This is a genomic window from Mesorhizobium sp. M0074, assembly GCF_040322975.1.
Taxonomy (GTDB): domain Bacteria; phylum Pseudomonadota; class Alphaproteobacteria; order Rhizobiales; family Rhizobiaceae; genus Mesorhizobium.
Genome location: NZ_JAMYUM010000002.1, coordinates 326,389 through 344,755 on the forward strand (window position 1 = coordinate 326,389; position 18,367 = coordinate 344,755).

Genomic DNA, 18,367 nt, shown 5'->3' on the forward strand with positions numbered 1-18,367 from the left:
AGCGGGAGGGCGACCATGTCGATCGAGCGGGTTCTGTGGGAGCATGACGCAACCGGCCAGGTCGCACTCGTGCACAAGGGAGACATTACACCGCAAGATCTCGTCGATGCGGCGATCGCCCGGGCCGAGGCCACCCACCCGGAGATCAACGCCATCGCCGAACCGCTCTATGAGGCGGCGCGGGCGCGGGCGAAAACCGTCGATCGCAAGCTGCCGTTTGCCGGAGTGCCCTTTGCGCTGAAGGATCTTGGCATCGCTATGAAGGGCGTGCCGACGCATGGCGGCAGCCGCATCCCGGCCTTCACCCCCGATTTCAGCTCGGTGATGACGGAGCGCTATCTGGCCGCCGGCCTGATTCCGATCGCCACCAGCACCGCACCCGAACACGGGCTGAGGCTGGTGACCGAATCGGCGGCTTTCGGCATCACCCGCAACCCATGGGACACCGCGCATACGACCGGCGGTTCCTCAGGCGGTGCGGCTGCGCTGGTCGCGGCCGGCGTCGTGCCGGTGGCACATGCCTCGGATGGCGGCGGCTCGATCAGGGTGCCTGCGGCTTGTACCGGGCTGATCGGGCTGAAAACCTCGCGCGGCCGCGTACCCTTGACGCCGCTCGTCACCGAAAGCTGGTACGGCTTCGTCGTCGACCATGCGCTGGCCCGCTCGGTGCGCGATACGGCCCTGCTGCTCGACCTGACCCACGGGCCCGACCCGCTGTCGCCCTACGCGGCACCCTCGCCGAACGGCAGTTTCACTGCGGCCGCCGGGCGCGATCCGGGCAAGCTCAAGCTCGCCTTCTATCGAAAATCGCCGCTCGGCCTGCCGATATCGGAAGAGACGTTGAAAGCTCTGGATGCGGCGATCGGGCTGGCGCGCGAAGGCGGACACAGCGTCGAGGAGATCGACCTGCCCTATATCGATCGCGATTTCATCGCCGATTTCGCCAGAACCGTCGCTGCGGCGGTGGCCGGCACGATGCGTGGCGAGGCCTTGCGCGTCGGCCGCTCCATCTCAGGCGACATCGAACGCGCCACGCGCGTGATGAGCCGGTTCGGTGAAATTCTCTCGGCCGGCGAAATCTATGCCGGCCTGCAGCGGCTGCACGCAACCTCGCGCCGGCTTATCACCGAAACCGCGCACTATGATGCAGTGCTGATGCCTGTCATCGCGCACCCGCCGCTCGCCTGCGGCACCATGGACCCGAAAGGCGCCGACGAATTCATCGAGAATGTTCTGGACAGACTGCGCCTCGCCGGCCTGCTGAAGTTCAAGCCGCTATTCGGCCAGCTGATGGACAAGAGCCTGTGGTTCACCCACTGGCCGGCGATCCAGAACGTCAGCGGGCAACCGTCGATCACGCTTCCGGTTTACGTCACCGATGCCGGCCTGCCGCTCGGCGTCCAGGCCGCCGGCCGCCCCGGCGACGAGGAAACGCTTTTGTCGTTCGCCGCGCAGATGGAAAGGATCTCGGGCTGGCTGGGCCGACGGGCGCCGCTGCAGCGGCCGGCATAGGCGGTGATTTGATCGATCGTGACAGCAAAGCCGTTTGCCCCCTCGTCCAATTCTCGCTAAGACGCCGCCGTTCATGCCAAGCTGGGAACCACGCCGATGACGGATGTCGCCGCCACCGCCGAAATGCAGGCCGCGCTGCTTTCAAGGGCGCTGCCCTATATGCAGCGCTACGAGAACAAGACGGTCGTGGTGAAATATGGCGGCCACGCGATGGGCGACATCGCGCTCGGCAAGGCTTTCGCCCGCGACATCGCACTTTTGAAACAATCCGGCGTCAACCCGATCGTCGTGCATGGCGGCGGGCCGCAGATCGGCGCCATGCTCAGCAAGATGGGCATCGAATCCAAATTCGAGGGCGGCTTGCGCGTCACCGACCAGAAGACCGTCGAGATTGTCGAGATGGTGCTGGCCGGGTCGATCAACAAGGAGATCGTCGCGCTGATCAATGCCGAGGGCGAGTGGGCGATCGGGCTGTGCGGCAAGGACGGCAACATGGTGTTTGCCGAAAAGGCGCGCAAGACCATGATCGATCCGGATTCCAACATCGAGCGGGTGCTCGACCTGGGCTTCGTTGGTGAGCCTGTCGAGGTCGACCGCACATTGCTCGACCTCCTGGCGCGGTCCGAAATGATCCCGGTGCTGGCGCCGGTGGCGCCCGGCCGCGACGGCCATACCTACAACATCAACGCCGACACTTTTGCCGGCGCCATCGCCGGCGCCTGCCAGGCGACGCGCCTGCTGTTCCTTACCGACGTGCCCGGCGTGCTCGACAAGGACAAGAAGCTGATCGACGAGTTGACCGTGGCCGAGGCCAAGGCCCTGATCAAGGACGGCACTGTCTCGGGCGGCATGATCCCCAAAGTCGAGACCTGCATCGAGGCAATCGAGCGCGGCGTCGCAGGCGTCGTCATCCTCAACGGCAAGACGCCGCATGCGGTGCTGCTCGAGCTGTTCACCGAACACGGCGCCGGCACGCTGATCGTGCCGTGAGGCCGGGTGTCTGAGGGGCTCAGGCGTTTGGCGAAATAGCGGTCACGGACTGACGCGACAGGCGTTCGACAACCATCGATTCCTCTTCCTCGTCTTGCGGCGCGCCCCAGAATTCGGCGAGCGTCGGGCCATTTTTCAGGCGGCGGTCGCGGACCAGAAAGCCCCAGACTTCGCGGAACCAGACGCGGCGGCCCATTTTGGTGTACCAGCGCATCGAATGCCGTTGCTCCGGATCCTTGTGGAACAGGATGCGCGCCAGCGCCTTGGGCCGCGACTGCACGGCCAGTTCGATCAGCTTGACGGCGAAGAACAACATCCACGGCTTGAGGCGCGTCATCCGCAGCACCTGGTGCTTGTAGTCCCACAGGCGGGCGTCCAGTTGGATCACCTTGCGGTCCCTGGCAATCCTGAAGAACGGCGTCCAGCGGTGGGGCGTTACATAGAGCGCCTGGATCTGGTCGGGGTCATAAGCGATCAGCTGGCGGAAGCCGCGCCAGAGGTCGCGCAAACTTTCGTCCTCGAAACCGGCCACCCAGGTCGCCATCGACAAGATACCGTTGAGGCGCAGCAGCCGTATCGCCTCGCGGTCGGACGAGGTGCTGCCGCCCTTGCGGATCAATGCAAGCGTCTGCTCGTCGGTATTTTCCATGCCAAGCAGCCAGCGGATGACGCCGGCCTGGCGATAGAGATGCAGGCTGTCGGCGTCGCGTGCGATGTCGTCGGCGCGGGTGGAGCCGACGATCAGCACCGGCACATTCTCGGCGATCATCGCGTCGAGAAAGGCACGCCAGGCTTTTTTGGAGGATGTCGGGTTCTCGTCGGCGAGGTTGATCAGCTCGACGCCATGCTCGCGGTGCAGCCAGGCGATCTCTTGCGCGAATTTCACGGGGTCGCGATGCCGCCATCGCGTCCAGAAGCCGCGCTGGCCGCAATAATTGCACAGATGTGGGCAGCCTCGCGAGAACTGCATGACCACCGCACGCTTGCCGCCCCAATAGCTGTAGCGACTGAAGTCGATCAGTTCCCAGCCAATGCGGTAATCGTCGAAATTGGCGATCGTCCTTGCCGGCCGGGTGGCAAAAGGACGGCGCAAATCGTCAGGAAAGGCGATCCCCGCCACGTCCGAGAGCGGCTTGCGTTTCTCAAGCGCTTCGACCAGCGCGACGATTGTCGCCTCGCCCTCGCCGCGCACGATGAAGTCGAAGGCATGCGTTTCGGCCAGTATGTCGCGCCAGTGATAGGTCGGAAACACGCCGCCATAAATCAGGATTGTCGCTGGCTCGATGTCCTTGACCATGCCGGCGATCAGCAGGGCTGTCGGATGTGCAGAGGTCGAGCCGGAATGGCCGATCAGAATGCAGTCGGGATGGTCGCTCAAGGCGTCCCGGACCAGCGTGGCAAGCGGCATCGGCCCGAATTCGGCATCGACGAGCCGCACCTGGTGTCCCGCGTCGATCAGCGGACCGCCCAGTGCCAGCAAACCGAGCGGCGGCAGATGGTCGTCCGGCACACGGCTGCCGATGGCGGTATGCGGCGGGTTGATCAGGACGATTTTCATGGCGGGCCTTTTGCAATGGCGGTCCGCATGTCGTAGTCGGCGATCTAGCTCTGGAGATTGGCCAGCTTCAGCAGTTCGTGTGCAGCTTTTCCGCAGAAATGCCTATCGTCTGAGATGTGCAAGCGGGACATGGCCAGGCCCCTTGATGTTCTGCAGCACAAGCTGCGTGTGTACGTCGCGCACGCCTTCGAGCCGCATCAGCCGGTGCATGACGAAGGCATTGAGCTCGTCGACCGACGGCACCATGACATGCAGCAGGAAATCGTAGTCTCCAGTCATCGTCCAGCACGACGACACCTCGTCCATGCGCTGCACGGCGGCGATAAAGGTTTCGGGCGAGCCGTCGCTGTGGGTTACGAGGCGCACCTGGATGAACACTTCGACCATCAGCCCGACGGCGCGGCGGCTGAGCACCGCAGCAAAGCCCTTTATGATGCCCGCCTGCTGAAGGGCCTCGAAGCGCCGCGCGCAAGGTGTCGTCGACAGCCCAATCTCCTGCGCCAATTCGGAGACCGGCTTGCGCCCGTCGCGCTGCAGGATGTCGAGCATCTTGATCTCGAATTCATCAAACTGAGGCATTTTCACTCTCCCAAAGCTCGATCGTGGAGTCTTTTACCTCCAACCCCGCATTTGAGCCACCATCAAAGCTGATTTGCCTCGCGCCATCCGGCTAGAATTTCCGGCAATCCGCTGATCATGATTTCCAGGGAGAGCAAGCCATGACAATGAACGTTGCCGACTATGCCCGCGAATGCGCTGCGCGAGGCCTTCGCGGCGATTATTCGGTCTGCCGTGCCGATTTCACCGTGGCGCAGGGCTACAATTATAGCGACGAAGAACAGGCGGTGTGGCGCACGCTGTGCGACCGCCAGACGAAGCTGACCAGGAAGCTCGCCCACCATTCCTATCTCGATGGCGTCGCGGCGCTCGGCCTTCTCGACAAGATCCCGGATTTCGGTGCGGTCAGCGAGAAGCTGCGCAAGCTCACCGGCTGGGAGATCGTCGCCGTGCCGGGGCTCATCCCCGCCCAGCCGTTCTTCGACCACCTCGCCAACCGCCGCTTCCCGGTCACCAACTGGCTGCGAACCCAAAAGGAGCTCGACTACATCGTCGAGCCCGACATGTTCCACGATTTCTTCGGTCACGTGCCGATCCTGACGCAGCCGGTCTTTGCCGACTTCATGCAGATGTATGGCAAAAAGGCCGACAGCGTGATTGCGCTCGGCGGCGACGAGATGATCACCAGGCTTTACTGGTACACCGTCGAATACGGGCTGATACGCGAGCCGGGCCAGCCGCTGAAGGCTTTCGGTGCCGGGCTGATGTCATCCTTCACCGAGCTTCAGTTCGCGGTCGAAGGCGGCGAGGCGCACCATGTCCCCTTCGACCTGGAAACCGTAATGCGCACCGGCTACGAGATCGATAAGTTCCAGCGCGCCTATTTCGTGCTGCCGTCGTTCGACGCCCTGCGTGATGCTTTCGAGACCGCCGATCTTGCGGCGATCGTGGCGCGCCGCAAAGGCGAGCCAGCGCTCGACCCGGCGAGCCTATAGGCTGTCGGCTGTTTCCAACGCCTCGGCCTTCAGCCGGGCCAGTTGGTCGCGCTGAAGGTCGAGGGACGCCGTGACGAAGCGCAGGATCGTGGCGAGCTCAGTGTCGCTGAATGTGGCGATCACCTTTTCCCCCTCCTGCGCGATCGCGCCATAATAGCGCGTCGATAGTTCTCGCGTGAGTTCCGTCGCCTCTATGACCACCTTGCGCCTGTCCTCAAGGCTGCGCGTTCGTGTCAGCAGGCCGCGCGCCTCCAGCCGGTCGATCAGCGCGGTGACCGCGGCCGGCGTCAATCCTGTTGCGGCCGCGACCTCGCCAGCCGATCGCGGGCCGCCATAGAGCAGCCCCAGGCAATGGCGTTCCGCCATACTCAGCCCAAGCCTATCGCCCACTGCCTCGTCATAAGCCTGCGTCGCGTCCTGCCAGCCCATAATGGCAAGGCTGATGGCGGTCTTCATGTCGGCCCGATTCATGCTTGACGAATTTATTTCGACCATCTAACTATCAATCTGCCTAACATTACGTCCATTATAGTAATATGCTGCATCAGGCGCAAGGCAAGGCCTGTCGCAGCCTGCAAGGAGTGAAACATGAATCAGACCCCGACGCGCGGCCCACTCACACCGGCCGAGGAGTTCAAATATGCCAAGCTGGCGATGGAGTGGTATGGCTGGGGCTCTCCCATTGGCCTTGGCATCGCTCTGGTGGCGGTGGCGGCGGCCGCCCTGCTGTTCCGCATCGCCATCTTCGGATTTTGACAGTCTGGCAGCGGCGCGGTTGAATGCAGCAGAAGGCTTAGGGCCGAGCTCAGGCGGCTTCGGAAATATCGCGGTCGATGATCGACAGATTGCGGCCGCGATGCTTGGCCTCGTAGAGCCGCTGGTCGGCGGCGCGCATTAGCTCCGACACTGCGGCGTCTCTGCCGCAGGTGATGCCGCCAATACTGACTGTCAGCGGAACCGTTCGTTCGTCGACGGGCCGGAAACGGATACGCTCGACTTCACGCCGGATGCGCTCGGCGACGCGCCTGGCCTCGTGTTCGGTGGCACCAATCAGAAGGGCGCAGAATTCCTCGCCGCCGATGCGGCCAAGCACGTCGCCGCTGCGCACGCCACGCTCTATCGCGTTTGCGATCAGGAGCAGCGCATCGTCGCCGATCAGATGGCCGTAGCTGTCGTTGATGGTCTTGAAATGGTCGGCATCGACGATCAGCAATGCCCCGCGATCGGATTTGCGCCGGGAGCCGTCGAGAGCGGCAAAGAAACTTTCGCGGTTGAGCATGCCGGTCATGTCGTCGCGGCTCGCCTTTTCCGCCAAACGCCTGTGCGCGGCGGCGAGTTGGGCATGGGCGCGGGCGAGCTCGCGATGCGCGGTCTGCAACCTTTCGCCCTGCCAGAACGTATAGGCGCCGACGCTCCAGGCAAGCGCGAGCGGGCACACGGTGGATGTCAGCCAGATGGTGCGATTGATCGGAAACCCCATTGCCGGCACGACGATCAGCGTCAGCAAAAGCGAGACCGCGACGGAGGCGAAAGCGATGGCGGCAGACTTTAGAAATATGCGATTCATCGCTTGCTCCCACTGGTCCGTCTTGGTTCCAACAAAGCGCTGAATGTCACCTTTCGGCGATGCTTAAGATTTTAATCATGGCACCATTTTTACCACCCAGGGCGCGCATAGGTTGTGGATAAACCTCCTGTTAGAAAGATCGTTTCGTGCCATAAGGACGTATGACCACACTTCCCGACCCCGCCCGCTTTGCCCATGTCACCGACTGGGTGTTCGATCTCGACAACACGCTTTATCCGCATCATTCGAATCTGTTCTCGCAGATCGATGTGAAGATGACCGCCTACGTCGGAGAATTGCTGACGCTGCCGCGCGAGGAAGCACGCAAGCTGCAAAAGGAGCTCTACCGCGAATATGGCACGACGCTGAACGGATTGATGACGCGCCACGGCATCGACCCCGACGATTTTCTCGAGAAGGTCCACGACATCGATTATTCCTGGCTGGTTCCAGATCCCGTCCTAGGCACCGCCATTCGCCAGCTTCCCGGCCGTAAATTCATCTTCACCAATGGCGATCGCCGGCATGCCGAACGCACCGCGCGGCAGTTGGGCATTCTCGAGCATTTCGATGATATTTTCGATATCGTCGCAGCCGGACTGAACCCCAAGCCGGCGCGGCAATCCTATGAGAAATTTGCCGAACTCCACGCCGTTACCGGGCAAAATGCGGTGATGTTCGAAGATCTTGCCCGCAACCTGTCGGTGCCGAAATCGCTGGGCATGACCACAGTGTTGGTGGTGCCGCGCAATTTCGAGCCGACCTTCTCGGAAATCTGGGAACGCGACCCGGCCAACGAGGACGATGTGGACTTCGTCACCGACGACCTCGCCGGCTTTCTCACGGCGATCGTGGAAGTCCCTGCTTGAGGCAGCCGGCGCGCTTCAAGTCCTTGCTTGCATGTCAAAGTTTATAGAAGCGGCTGACGATCCCCCAGGCCTCGTCGGCAGTGTCGACGAAATCGATGATATCCTGGTCGCCGGGCGTGATCGTGCCTTGCTCGGCGAGGAAATCGAGGTCGATCGCCCTTGCCCAGAAAGCCTTGCCGAACAGGATGACCGGCACGCGTTCCATGCGGCCGGTCTGGATCAGGGTCAGCGTTTCGAAGAACTCGTCCATCGTGCCGAAGCCGCCTGGAAATACCGCAACGGCCTTGGCACGCATGACGAAATGCATCTTGCGGACCGCGAAATAGTGGAAGTTGAAGCAGAGTTCCGGCGTCACGTAGGCGTTTGGCGCCTGCTCGTGCGGCAGCACGATGTTGAGACCGATCGACGGCGCGCCAACATCGTCGGCGCCACGATTGCCGGCCTCCATGACGCCCGGCCCGCCGCCGGTCACCACGACGAATTCGCGAAAGTACGAGGTGGCCGATTGCTGCGAGCAGAGGCGGGCGAATTTGCGCGCCTCCTCGTAATATTTGCTGTTTTGCTCGAGGTTCTTCTTCTGCGTCTCGTTCTTGGCCGCCCAGGCTTCGCCGCCGGGCTCGGGAATGCGGGCGCCGCCGAACAGGATGACGGTCGATTGGATGCCGCGCTCGGCCAGGATCATCTCCGGTTTCAGCAGTTCGAGCTGCAGCCTGACCGCGCGCAACTCGCGCCGCGTCATGAAATCGGGATCGTTCCAGGCCAGCCGGTATGTCTCCGCGCGCGTTTGCGGCGTGTCCGGCACGCTTCTCGACCGCTCCAGATCCTCGTCCGAATGCGGCAGCGGCGTCCATCCCGTCTTTTCCATGGGAGTCATATTTGCTTTACCCGTCCAATCATTCACCTGCGCCGTCCCGTGACGCTGCCGCGATTGACCCTCCCCAAGCCTTCACATAGGGTCCGCGCGACTTTCAAACAGGTTAAGGCGCCGGCCCTTAACAGCTTGGTAATGGAGCGAATTCATGTCGAAGCCCGATCTCGCGAGCCTCGAGGAGATTATCGAGAACGCCTTCGAGGAACGCGACACGATTTCGACCGCAACCCGCGGCGAGACGCGCGAGGCCATCCAATCGGCGCTCGACCTGCTCGACCGGGGCGTCGCCCGCGTCGCCGAGCGGCAGGCCGACGGCAAATGGCACGTCAACCAGTGGCTGAAGAAAGCGGTGCTGCTGTCGTTCCGGCTCACCCCGATGGAGATCATAAAGGGCGGTCCCGGTCAGGCGGTATGGTGGGACAAGGTGCCTTCGAAGTTCGACGGCTGGAGCGCCGTCGATTTTGAGAAGGCGGGCTTCCGCGCCGTGCCGTCGTCGATCGTGCGCCGCTCCGCCTATGTCGCGCCCGGCGCCGTGCTGATGCCGTCCTTCGTCAATATCGGCGCCTATGTCGACAGCGGCACCATGGTCGACACCTGGGCTTCGGTCGGCTCCTGTGCCCAGATCGGCAAGAATGTGCATCTGTCGGGCGGCGTCGGCATCGGCGGTGTGCTGGAGCCGATGCAGGCCGGCCCAACCATCATCGAGGACAATTGCTTCATCGGCGCCCGTTCCGAAGTGGTCGAAGGCTGCATCGTGCGCGAAGGCTCGGTGCTCGGCATGGGCGTCTTCATCGGCCAGTCGACCAAGATCGTCGACCGCGCCACCGGCGAGATCTTCTACGGCGAGGTGCCGCCTAATTCCGTCGTCGTCGCCGGCTCGCTGCCGGGCAAGCCTTTTCCAAACAACGAGCCCGGCCCCAGCCTCTACTGCGCCGTCATCGTCAAGCGGGTCGACGCCAGAACCCGTTCCAAGACATCGATCAACGAATTGCTGCGCTATTGATCTTTCTCAACGAATACGGACGGAATTCGCTTGCCTGACAGATCAGACCTCATCTGGCTTTTCTTCAGAACTTCGGGCCGCGTCAGCCGCGCGGCCTATTTTCTGGGAGGACTGCTGGTGGCCATCATACAGGCCCTCCCACTCTACCGTTTCACGCTGGTTCCGGAAGGCACTACCGAGAGCAACATGTGGTCGTTCATTTTCTTCATCGCCTTCATTGCCTCGCTTTGGTCGAACGTGGTGCTGGCGGTGAAGCGGTTGCACGACCTCGACAAGCCGGGCGTTGCGGCGCTGGTGCTGTTCGTGCCGGTTGTCTCGATTATCGCTTTCCTCGTGCTTTGCCTATTTCCCGGGCAGCCGGGACCCAACCGCTACGGCAAGCGCACCAACGCACCGGCCGAACCCTGAGCGCCGATCGGATATTTCGTCATGCGCTACCGCTCGCTTGATTCGAAACTGATCCTCGAAACCGCCGAACGGCTGGAAGAGCGCGTCGCCGAGCGTTTTCCCGATGCCGGCTTGCGCGGCGTCGCCGCCGAGCTCGTGTCGCTGTCGCGCGATCTGGCAAAGGCAGCCAAGGCGCTGGAGGCGCCGATCTGGTGGCTGCGCGGCCTCATCATCGCCGCCTTCGTCGTCGGAGCGCTGATGTTCCTGTTCGTCGGCACAATCCTGCCGCTCGGCCGCATCTCGGGAAACCACGATGCCTTCCAGTCGATGCAAGGCATCGAAGCCTCCCTCAACATGATCATCCTCGCGGTGCTGGGCTTTCTGGCCCTGATTCGCTCCGAGGAGCGGATCAAGCGCAAGCGGGTGTTTCGCCAGCTCCACGGGCTGCGTTCGCTGATCCACGTCATCGACATGCACCAGCTGACCAAGGATCCGGCAACGCTTTCAGCCAGTTTCAAGCCGACTGCGCATTCGCCAGCCCGCATCACCAACGCCGCCGACCTTGCCCGCTATCTCGACTACTGCTCCGAGATGCTGTCGATCACCGGCAAGATCGCCGCGCTGTTTGCGCAGTCGGTCAATGACGCCGTGGTCATCGACGGCGTCAACGACATCGAGAACCTGGCTTCGAGCCTCTCGCGAAAGATCTGGCAGAAGATCACGCTGATCGAAACCCCTCATGGGCAGCCGGCACGTGCGGCGAAGACCTATCCCGAGCCGGGTCCGCCGCGTCGGCCTGCAGTCCGCAGACAACCGGGGCCGGCAAGCTAAAACCGGCCATCCGGCGGCAGATCCGCTAGAACGGTTCATCGTTTCGCAGAAACGCCGAACCGCTCTATCTTTTTGTTTTGACGCAATTCCGGACGGAAAACCGCTTCACACTTTTCCTGGAATTGCTCCAGAGCGGCGGAACGGGGAGTTCCGAAAGCCCGGTTTTGCGCCGGATGCTCTAAGCGAATGTTAATCACCCTGGCCCAGCATGCCGGCGAAGACTGTGTCGACCGGCACGGAGCGCTCGACTGGCAAGCGACCTATCCCTGACCACCAACGAGCCGCGCAAAACGTGGAGCGCCGCCGCTCGCCTGTTTGCCTGGTTCTCTTCGCCGATGAAATTGGAACCGGAAGCTGTCCGCGCCCGGCTTCTCGACACCACCTTCGAGCGCAAATTCGCGGTCCTGTTCGGCACCATCAGCGTTCTGTTGGTTGCGGTCAGCGCCGCTCTTGCCACCGGGGATTGGTGGCCCTACGCCTGGATTGCCGCCGACCTGATGCTTTTCACCGTCCGCGTTCTGCTGATGCGGGAATGCGAGCAGGCCCGCAGGCGCGGCTCGAAAGGGCCGCTGGCGGGCCTGATGGCAGCCAGCGGCGTCTGGTCGGTCGTTTTCGGCCTCGGCTGCTATGGCTGTGTTGCCAGCGGGAATATGGCGCTTTCCGTACTTGCCGCCTTGAATGTCGCAGGCGTCGTCGGCGTGGTGTCGTCACGCAATGCGGCGACCCCGCGCTTCGCCATATTCGTCATGTTGGCCGTAAGCCTGCCTTACGTGGTCGGTGCATTGTTTTCTGCGGCGCCCGGAATGCCGATCGTCGGAATTCAAACGCCGTTCTATGTGGCCGGCGTCATCATCGTGCTGCTTCAGAACCACGCAATCAATGCCCGCATGATCCGCGCCGAACTGGACAATCGCGACCTGGCCATCAAGGACGCGCTGACCGGCCTGCCAAACCGCATCTTCCTGCAGGAGAAATTGCGCGACATGTGCCGCGACCTTGCGGCGCCGGCCGCCAATGGCGGCAAGCCGTTTGCAGTGCTCAGCATGGATCTCGACGGTTTCAAACAGGTCAACGACCGTTTTGGCCACGCCGTCGGCGACGTGCTGCTGCGCAAGGTGGCCGAACGATTGAAGCGCGGCTTCCGTCCGGGGGACGTGGTCTTCCGTATCGGCGGAGACGAATTCGTCATTCTTTTGCCCGCAACCTCGGAGATCGAGGCCACCTACCTGGCAAAGCGGGCCATCGAAAAGGTCTCGGTCCCCTTCGACCTCGGGGTCGGCTCCGCCATCCATGTCGGCTTGAGCGTCGGCAGCGCATGCGCACCCGCCGACGGAGGCGATCCGGAAATCCTGCTCACCTGTTCCGACCATGCGCTCTACGAGGCCAAGCGCACCGGCAAGGGCCGTTACTGGGCGCCTGTGCGGGCTACGATCTGACGGTCGCGACAACGGCTTCCGGCGTCTGGCAGGGCGATCCGCGCCTCTTCTGCTCGGCCGCGCGCACCAGTGCCGTAACATGCTTCAGCAACGGCGCCGGCGTGCCGGCCTTTTCGGCCAAACGCAGGACCGCGCCTTGCAGTTCGCCGATCTCCGTCGGCCGGCGGCGCTGAAGGTCATCCCACATCGACGAACGCGCGGCAGGGTCGATGGCAAGCATCCGCCGCGCCAAGAACTTGAACAGCCAGTCGGGCAGGCGAAGCACTTTCGGCAGCAGCGCGGGACGCAGGCCGGCGATGCGAGCGGGTTCGATGCCCGTCGCCATCATTGCCGCCAATGCTTCGTCGATCTGGCCGGCCAGGATCAGCCGCCAGCGGCGATCGGCAAGCTCTGCCGCCAGCGGCAGGCCGGAAAGCGCCACCAGCGCGTTGTTGAGGTTGAGCAGCAGCTTGCCCCATAGCACCGCTTCGATGTCACCATGCGTGGCAACGGCAAAGCCCTCAACGTCAAGCAGTTCGTCAAGGCCTGTCGGACCCTGTTCGATCATCACCTTGCCGCCGCTGGCGCGGTGCAGACGAAGCGGCAATTCGCCCTCCGCCGATTGGACCACGTTGAACGGCACCATGCCCGCGAGCACCCGCCGGGCGGCGAGATGGGCTCGCAACTTATCGGCATTGTCGACGCCGTTCTGCAGACTGAGTACCACCGCATCCGGTCGGGCATGGGCCGCAATAAGCCCGGCCATGTCCTGCGTCGCGCCGCTCTTGACCGTTAGCAGGATGACATCGGCACCGGGGAATGCCGCGGCCGGATCGGCGGTGACCGACAATGCCTCCGGCTTGACGGATCGGTCGCGGCCATCACGGTCGGTGATGCGCAATCCACCTTTTTGCAGCGCCTTCTCGATGCGAGGCCGCGCCAGCAGAACCACCTTTCGTCCGGCAAGTATCAGGCAGCCGCCGGCGTAGCATCCGATACTGCCGGCACCGGCGATTACGATCGTCCTGCCATGCGTGATCATGCGATGGCCCTGTCCTGGTCGAGAGGCCTGGCCGCAACTATACGGCATGAAAACCATAATGTCGGCGGCATGGCTGGCCCTTATGTCTGGCCGTGACAGGCCTTGCGCTTTCGACTATCGCTTTTGCCCATGACGCTGCCTACCGATCCGACCAGAAATCTGGCTGCTCTCATCCGCTGCGCTTCCGTGACGCCCGCCGAAGGCGGTGCGCTGAGCGCGCTGGAAGAAATGTTGAAGCCGCTCGGCTTTGCCGTCGAGCGCCCGGTGTTTTCCGAATCCGGCACACCTGACATAGAGAACCTTTACGCGCGGCGTTCCGGCAACGGCCCGCATCTGATGTTTGCCGGCCATACCGATGTCGTGCCGGTGGGCGATGAAACAGCCTGGACGCACCCGCCCTTTGCCGCCGACATCGCCAATGGCGAGATGTTCGGCCGCGGCGCCGTCGACATGAAGGGCGGCATTGCTTGTTTCGTCGCGGCGGTAGGGCGACATATTGCGCAGAAGGGCGGCCCGAAGGGTTCGGTCTCGCTGCTGATAACCGGCGACGAGGAAGGGCCGGCGATCAACGGCACGACGAAACTGCTCGAATGGGCGGCTGTCAAGGGTGAGAAATGGCATGCTGCGATCGTCGGCGAGCCGACCAATCCCGACGCGCTCGGCGATATGATCAAGATCGGCCGGCGCGGCTCGCTCTCCGGCACGGTCGTCGTCAACGGCCGCCAGGGACACGCCGCCTATCCGCAGCTAGCCGACAATCCCGTGCGCGGCCTGGTGACGCTGGTCGACGCCTTGCTTGACCCCGTCTTCGACAACGGAACAAGGGATTTCCAGCCGACCAATCTTGAGGTCACCTCCATCGATGTTGGCAACCCTGCCACCAACGTCATCCCAGCGAAGGCGGCGGCTACCTTCAATATTCGCTTCAACGACACATGGACCGTCGAGACGATCCAAGCCGAGATCCACAACCGCCTCGACCGGGCGGCGAAACGCAAGAAATACCGCGCCGGCAAGAAGACGCCGGTCGACTACGAGATCGTCTGGCGCGACGGGCCGAGCCATGTTTTCCTGACACGCGACGACAGGTTGATCGAGACGCTTGGCGGCTCGATCATGGCGGTGACCGGCAGAGAGCCGGCGCTCTCCACCTCCGGCGGCACCTCCGATGCCCGCTTCATCAAGGATTATTGTCCGGTGGTCGAATTCGGCCTTGTCGGCAAGACCATGCACATGGTCGACGAACGCGTGGCGATTGCCGACCTCGAGACGCTGACGCAGATTTATCTGCGCTTCGTTGAAGACTGGTTTGCGCAGGACATATCCTAGTGATGCTTTCAGCGGATGAAACCTACGCTTCGCTTGCCGGTGCCTGGCGGCTGATGCTCGGCAAGGCCGACGGATTTCGCCTGCTCGACCTTTCGGCGGACGGTTTCTGGAACTCCTTTTTTGCCATCGTCGTCGCGGCGCCGGCACTGATCGTCGGCTGGGTCGGTATTGCCAACGAGATCGGCGATCCCAACGCATTCGTCGGCCGTTTCAGCATGTTGATCCGCCTGGCCACCGTCGATATCGGCGCCTGGGTGCTGCCGCTCATAGGCCTCGCCCTGGTGGCGCCGCGGGTCGGCGTCGGCGGCCGTTTCGTCCATTATGTCGTGGCCAGCAATTGGGCCTCGGCGATCATCGCCTGGATGATGCTGCCATCGGCGTTGATCCGGCTTTTCCTGACGTCGGCCAACGAAGTCTCCGGACTCGTGTCGCTGCTGTTGTTCGCGCTGTCGATGGTCTTGACCTGGCGGATGACCAACGTTGCGATCGGCAGGGGTGCGGCCGCCGGCAGCGCCGTTTTTGCCGGCATGTTCGTGGCGTCGCTGATCGTCCTGTTCGGCCTGCAGGCGCTGCTCGGGATCAGCGTTCCGGATCAGCCAGGCGTCGGATAATCGACGCCGACGAGAAACAGCCCGTCGGGCGGCGCCACCTGACCGCAGGCGGCACGGTCGCGCGCCTCAAGCGCCGCCTTGAGGTCGGCAACAGTCCAGCCGCCTTCGCCGACACGTTTGAGCGAGCCGACCATCGAGCGCACCTGGTTGTGCAGGAATGACCGCGCCGAAGCGCGGACCTCAATGAAATCGCCCGCCCGGCTGACATCCAGCCGGTCGAGCGTGCGGACGGGGCTGGTGGCTTGGCACTGGGTCGAGCGGAAGGTGGTGAAATCATGCCGGCCAAGCAGCACCTTTGCCGCCTCGTGCATGGCACCGGCATCGAGCTGCTTCGGTACCCACCAGATCTTGCCCTTGTCGAGCGCCGCCGGCGCGCGGCGATTGACGATGCGGTAGAGGTAATGGCGGCCGATCGCCGAGAAACGCGCATCGAAGCCATCCGGCACGACGGCGGCCTTCAGGATGGCGATGCGCACCTTGGCCGCTTGCAGATGCGCGTTGACTGCGTCGCGCACCTTGTCGCCGGGCCATGCCTTGATCAGATCGACATGCGCCACCTGAGCGGTCGCATGGACGCCGGCATCGGTGCGGCCGGCGGCGCGCAGCGAAACCTGCTGACCACAGAACTTCTCGATCGCCTGCTCGATCGCCTGCTGCACCGATGGCTGGTTGGCCTGGCGCTGCCAGCCGGCGAAGAGACTGCCGTCATATTCGATGTCGAGGCGAAAACGCGGCATTCCCGGATCGAGGCGAAATCAGGCGGCAAGGGCTGAGCCGAAGGCCGAGGCGTAGACCAGCCTGCCGGTCTCCGGCGCCTCGCCCCAGGCAAGCGCCTGCAGGGCTTCGCCCTGATAGTCGCTGTCGAATTTCGCGGCACGGGCACGGCTGTAGCCGAAACGCCCATAATAGGCCGGATCGCCGAGCACCACGGCGAGCGTCTCGCCGGCAGCTTTCAGGCGGATATGAGCCTCGCGTACCAGGGCACCGCCGATGCCGGTGCCGTGGAACGACGGCTCGACCGCTAGAGGCGCCAGCGCCACCGCCGGGAAACTCTTGCCGCCATTCTGCACGAAGAGCCGTGAAAACAGGATATGGCCGACCACTTGCCCGTCTTCGTCCGCCACCAGTTCGACGACGGCATCACCGCCGGTGACCAGCGCGTCGACCAATCCGGCCTCCGTCTGCTGGCCGAACGCGTGTTCTTCGACAAGGCGGATCGCCTCGCGGTCCCGCGGCGTCGCCGCGCGTATGGACATCATGCTCATGACAATTTCATTCCTTTTTCGAGCTTGGCCCCGCGCAGAAACTCCTGCGCGGCAATGGGCCTTGCGCCCGCACGTTGAACTTCGACCAGCCTGATCGCGCCTGACCCGCAGGCGACCGTCAGACGGTCATCGAGAATTCCTCCCGGTTCGCCGGCGCCTTGCGAGAGCGTCGAGCGAAGCAGTTTCAGCCGTTCCACGCGGCCGCCGATTTCGGCCTCGCACCATGCACCGGGAAAGGGCGACAGGCCGCGAATCTGGTTGTGCACGTCGCCGGCAGGTCGCAGCCAGTCTATGCGAGTCTCCGATTTATCGATTTTCTTGGCGTAGGTCACCCCCACCTCCGCCTGTGTGGTAAATGTCAGCGTATTCCGCTCCAGCCGTTCGAGCGCTTGCACGATCAGCGCAGCACCGAGGACCATCAGCCGGTCGTGCAGATCGCCGGCCGTCATGTCGGGTCCAATGGGACATTTTTCAACCATTGCCACCGGCCCGGTGTCGAGGCCTTCCTCCATCCGCATCACCATAATGCCCGTTTCGGTATCGCCGGCCATGATGGCGCGCTGGATAGGGGCAGCGCCGCGCCAGCGCGGCAACAGCGATGCGTGACCGTTGAGGCAACCGAGCCGCGGCGCCTCGAGAATGGGTTTGGGTAGAAGCAATCCGTAGGCGACGACCACGGCGACGTCGGCGCGCAAGGCGCGGAACGCCTCCTGCTCCGCCTCGCTCTTCAGCGACACCGGCGACCGCACCTCGATGCCAAGCCGCTCCGCCTCGCGCTGCACCGGCGACGGCGTCAGTTCGAGCCCGCGCCGGCCGCCGGCGCGCGGCGGCTGCGTGTAGACGGCCGTCAACCCGTGCCCGGCCCCGGCAATCGCCCGCAGCGTCGGCACGGAGAATTCAGGCGTACCCATGAAGATGACACGCAGGGGCATTTCGTCGACGCCTACCCCACCATCTTGCCCGGCGCCTTGTCCCTGGCGAGCTTCTTGAATTTCTTGACCACCATGTCGCGCTTCAGCTTGGAGATGTGATCGATGAACAGCACGCCGTTGAGGTGGTCGATTTCATGCTGCAGGCAGGTCGCCATCAGCCCCTCGGCCTCGATCTCCTGCAGCTTGCCGTCGCGGTCGAGAAACTTCACCCGCACCGCCGCCGGACGCTCGACCTCGGCATAGTAATCCGGGATCGACAGGCAGCCTTCCTCGTAGACCGAACGCTGGTCGGAGCTTTCGAGGATTTCGGGATTGATGAAGACGTGCGGTGCCGGCGTCTCGTCCTCCTTGGCCAGGTCGATCACCAGCATGCGCAAGGGTTCGCCAACCTGGATCGCCGCGAGGCCGATACCGGGCGCGTCATACATGGTGTCCAGCATGTCGCCGGCCAGTTTGCGCAGATCGCCGTCGACACGCTCGACCGGTTTTGAAACCTGGCGCAGGACGGGATCGGGGAGGATGATAAGCGGCTTGATCGACATGGCGTCTCACCTAAGACCTCGCAGGAAAAGCGTCAACCGGGGCGCCTTCGGGTCGTTCACGTTTTGATCTGTGCCGGCAGACCGAATCAT

Annotated in this window: 21 protein-coding genes; 11 read left to right on the top strand and 10 right to left on the bottom strand. The window is 63.3% G+C overall.

Going from position 1 to position 18,367, the window contains the following annotated elements; all coding sequences use genetic code 11:
- Window positions 1-15 precede the first annotated feature (15 nt).
- Window positions 16-1,512 carry an amidase gene (locus NKJ73_RS04580; RefSeq protein ID WP_023677483.1) on the top strand — a complete coding sequence of 499 codons (1,497 nt, stop codon included), beginning with the start codon at window positions 16-18 and terminating at the stop codon, window positions 1,510-1,512.
- Window positions 1,513-1,608: 96 nt separating this feature from the next.
- Window positions 1,609-2,502 carry an acetylglutamate kinase gene (argB, locus tag NKJ73_RS04585; RefSeq protein ID WP_023677482.1) on the top strand — a complete coding sequence of 298 codons (894 nt, stop codon included), beginning with the start codon at window positions 1,609-1,611 and terminating at the stop codon, window positions 2,500-2,502.
- Window positions 2,503-2,521: 19 nt separating this feature from the next.
- On the opposite strand, the gene bchE is transcribed toward argB, so the two are convergent.
- Together bchE and NKJ73_RS04595 are read right to left on the bottom strand one after the other, a co-directional pair.
- Complete coding sequence (bchE, locus tag NKJ73_RS04590) at window positions 2,522-4,060, bottom strand: magnesium-protoporphyrin IX monomethyl ester anaerobic oxidative cyclase (protein ID WP_352568517.1); 1,539 nt, start codon at window positions 4,058-4,060, stop codon at window positions 2,522-2,524.
- Window positions 4,061-4,162: 102 nt separating this feature from the next.
- Window positions 4,163-4,639, bottom strand: coding sequence for an Lrp/AsnC family transcriptional regulator (locus tag NKJ73_RS04595; protein WP_023677481.1), 477 nt, complete (start codon window positions 4,637-4,639; stop codon window positions 4,163-4,165).
- Window positions 4,640-4,779: 140 nt separating this feature from the next.
- On the opposite strand from NKJ73_RS04595, the gene phhA reads away from it, so the two are divergent.
- On the top strand, window positions 4,780-5,613 hold the full coding sequence (gene phhA, locus NKJ73_RS04600; RefSeq protein ID WP_352568518.1) for a phenylalanine 4-monooxygenase: 834 nt from the start codon (window positions 4,780-4,782) through the stop codon (window positions 5,611-5,613).
- Here the strand turns inward: phhA and NKJ73_RS04605 are convergent.
- Window positions 5,608-6,108, bottom strand: coding sequence for a MarR family winged helix-turn-helix transcriptional regulator (locus NKJ73_RS04605; protein ID WP_352568519.1), 501 nt, complete (start codon window positions 6,106-6,108; stop codon window positions 5,608-5,610). The two genes, phhA and NKJ73_RS04605, sit on opposite strands and share 6 nt — an antisense overlap.
- A 93-nt stretch (window positions 6,109-6,201) precedes the next feature.
- Here NKJ73_RS04605 and NKJ73_RS04610 point away from each other — a divergent pair, with 93 nt between their 5' ends.
- Window positions 6,202-6,369 (top strand): hypothetical protein, encoded by a 168-nt coding sequence (locus NKJ73_RS04610; protein ID WP_352455979.1) that lies wholly within the window; start codon window positions 6,202-6,204, stop codon window positions 6,367-6,369.
- A gap of 49 nt (window positions 6,370-6,418) precedes the next feature.
- Here NKJ73_RS04610 and NKJ73_RS04615 read toward each other — a convergent pair whose 3' ends face one another.
- Entirely contained in the window at window positions 6,419-7,180 is a 762-nt protein-coding gene (locus NKJ73_RS04615; protein ID WP_352568520.1) for a GGDEF domain-containing protein, read from the bottom strand.
- Between the two features lie 161 nt (window positions 7,181-7,341).
- On the opposite strand from NKJ73_RS04615, the gene NKJ73_RS04620 reads away from it, so the two are divergent.
- A complete protein-coding gene (locus NKJ73_RS04620) occupies window positions 7,342-8,049 on the top strand; it encodes a pyrimidine 5'-nucleotidase (RefSeq protein WP_023677476.1) in 708 nt (235 codons plus the stop codon).
- 34 nt (window positions 8,050-8,083) lie between these two features.
- Here NKJ73_RS04620 and NKJ73_RS04625 read toward each other — a convergent pair whose 3' ends face one another.
- Complete coding sequence (locus tag NKJ73_RS04625) at window positions 8,084-8,923, bottom strand: LOG family protein (protein ID WP_352568521.1); 840 nt, start codon at window positions 8,921-8,923, stop codon at window positions 8,084-8,086.
- A 145-nt stretch (window positions 8,924-9,068) separates the two neighbouring features.
- Here NKJ73_RS04625 and dapD point away from each other — a divergent pair, with 145 nt between their 5' ends.
- The 4 genes from dapD (at window position 9,069) to NKJ73_RS04645 (ending at window position 12,577) form a co-directional block, all read left to right on the top strand.
- Window positions 9,069-9,923: a 2,3,4,5-tetrahydropyridine-2,6-dicarboxylate N-succinyltransferase gene (dapD, locus tag NKJ73_RS04630; protein WP_352568522.1), complete on the top strand. Its 855-nt coding sequence runs from the start codon at window positions 9,069-9,071 to the stop codon at window positions 9,921-9,923.
- 30 nt (window positions 9,924-9,953) lie between these two features.
- Window positions 9,954-10,331, top strand: coding sequence for a DUF805 domain-containing protein (locus NKJ73_RS04635; RefSeq protein WP_023677473.1), 378 nt, complete (start codon window positions 9,954-9,956; stop codon window positions 10,329-10,331).
- Between the two features lie 21 nt (window positions 10,332-10,352).
- Window positions 10,353-11,141, top strand: coding sequence for a hypothetical protein (locus tag NKJ73_RS04640; RefSeq protein ID WP_352568523.1), 789 nt, complete (start codon window positions 10,353-10,355; stop codon window positions 11,139-11,141).
- A gap of 335 nt (window positions 11,142-11,476) precedes the next feature.
- Window positions 11,477-12,577, top strand: a complete 1,101-nt coding sequence (locus tag NKJ73_RS04645) for a GGDEF domain-containing protein (protein WP_023677471.1) — start codon at window positions 11,477-11,479, stop codon at window positions 12,575-12,577.
- Here the strand turns inward: NKJ73_RS04645 and NKJ73_RS04650 are convergent.
- Window positions 12,567-13,598, bottom strand: a complete 1,032-nt coding sequence (locus NKJ73_RS04650; RefSeq protein WP_352568524.1) for a 2-dehydropantoate 2-reductase — start codon at window positions 13,596-13,598, stop codon at window positions 12,567-12,569. The genes NKJ73_RS04645 and NKJ73_RS04650 overlap by 11 nt on opposite strands.
- A gap of 129 nt (window positions 13,599-13,727) precedes the next feature.
- On the opposite strand from NKJ73_RS04650, the gene dapE reads away from it, so the two are divergent.
- The gene (gene dapE, locus NKJ73_RS04655; protein WP_352568525.1) at window positions 13,728-14,927 is read left to right on the top strand and encodes a succinyl-diaminopimelate desuccinylase; all 1,200 of its coding nucleotides are present in this window, start codon (window positions 13,728-13,730) and stop codon (window positions 14,925-14,927) included.
- A gap of 2 nt (window positions 14,928-14,929) precedes the next feature.
- The gene (locus NKJ73_RS04660) at window positions 14,930-15,538 is read left to right on the top strand and encodes a hypothetical protein (protein WP_023677470.1); all 609 of its coding nucleotides are present in this window, start codon (window positions 14,930-14,932) and stop codon (window positions 15,536-15,538) included.
- On the opposite strand, the gene truA is transcribed toward NKJ73_RS04660, so the two are convergent.
- Genes truA through def form a run of 4 tightly spaced genes read right to left on the bottom strand, consistent with a single transcriptional unit; the run spans window position 15,520 to window position 18,277 of the window.
- The gene (gene truA / locus NKJ73_RS04665) at window positions 15,520-16,275 is read right to left on the bottom strand and encodes a tRNA pseudouridine(38-40) synthase TruA (protein WP_352568526.1); all 756 of its coding nucleotides are present in this window, start codon (window positions 16,273-16,275) and stop codon (window positions 15,520-15,522) included. The two genes, NKJ73_RS04660 and truA, sit on opposite strands and share 19 nt — an antisense overlap.
- Window positions 16,276-16,293: 18 nt before the next feature.
- Window positions 16,294-16,803 carry a GNAT family N-acetyltransferase gene (locus NKJ73_RS04670; protein WP_352568527.1) on the bottom strand — a complete coding sequence of 170 codons (510 nt, stop codon included), beginning with the start codon at window positions 16,801-16,803 and terminating at the stop codon, window positions 16,294-16,296.
- The gene (gene fmt / locus NKJ73_RS04675) at window positions 16,800-17,729 is read right to left on the bottom strand and encodes a methionyl-tRNA formyltransferase (protein ID WP_352568573.1); all 930 of its coding nucleotides are present in this window, start codon (window positions 17,727-17,729) and stop codon (window positions 16,800-16,802) included. Before fmt ends, NKJ73_RS04670 begins: the two co-directional genes overlap by 4 nt.
- A gap of 17 nt (window positions 17,730-17,746) precedes the next feature.
- On the bottom strand, window positions 17,747-18,277 hold the full coding sequence (gene def, locus NKJ73_RS04680) for a peptide deformylase (RefSeq protein ID WP_023676950.1): 531 nt from the start codon (window positions 18,275-18,277) through the stop codon (window positions 17,747-17,749).
- Window positions 18,278-18,367: the final 90 nt, after the last annotated feature.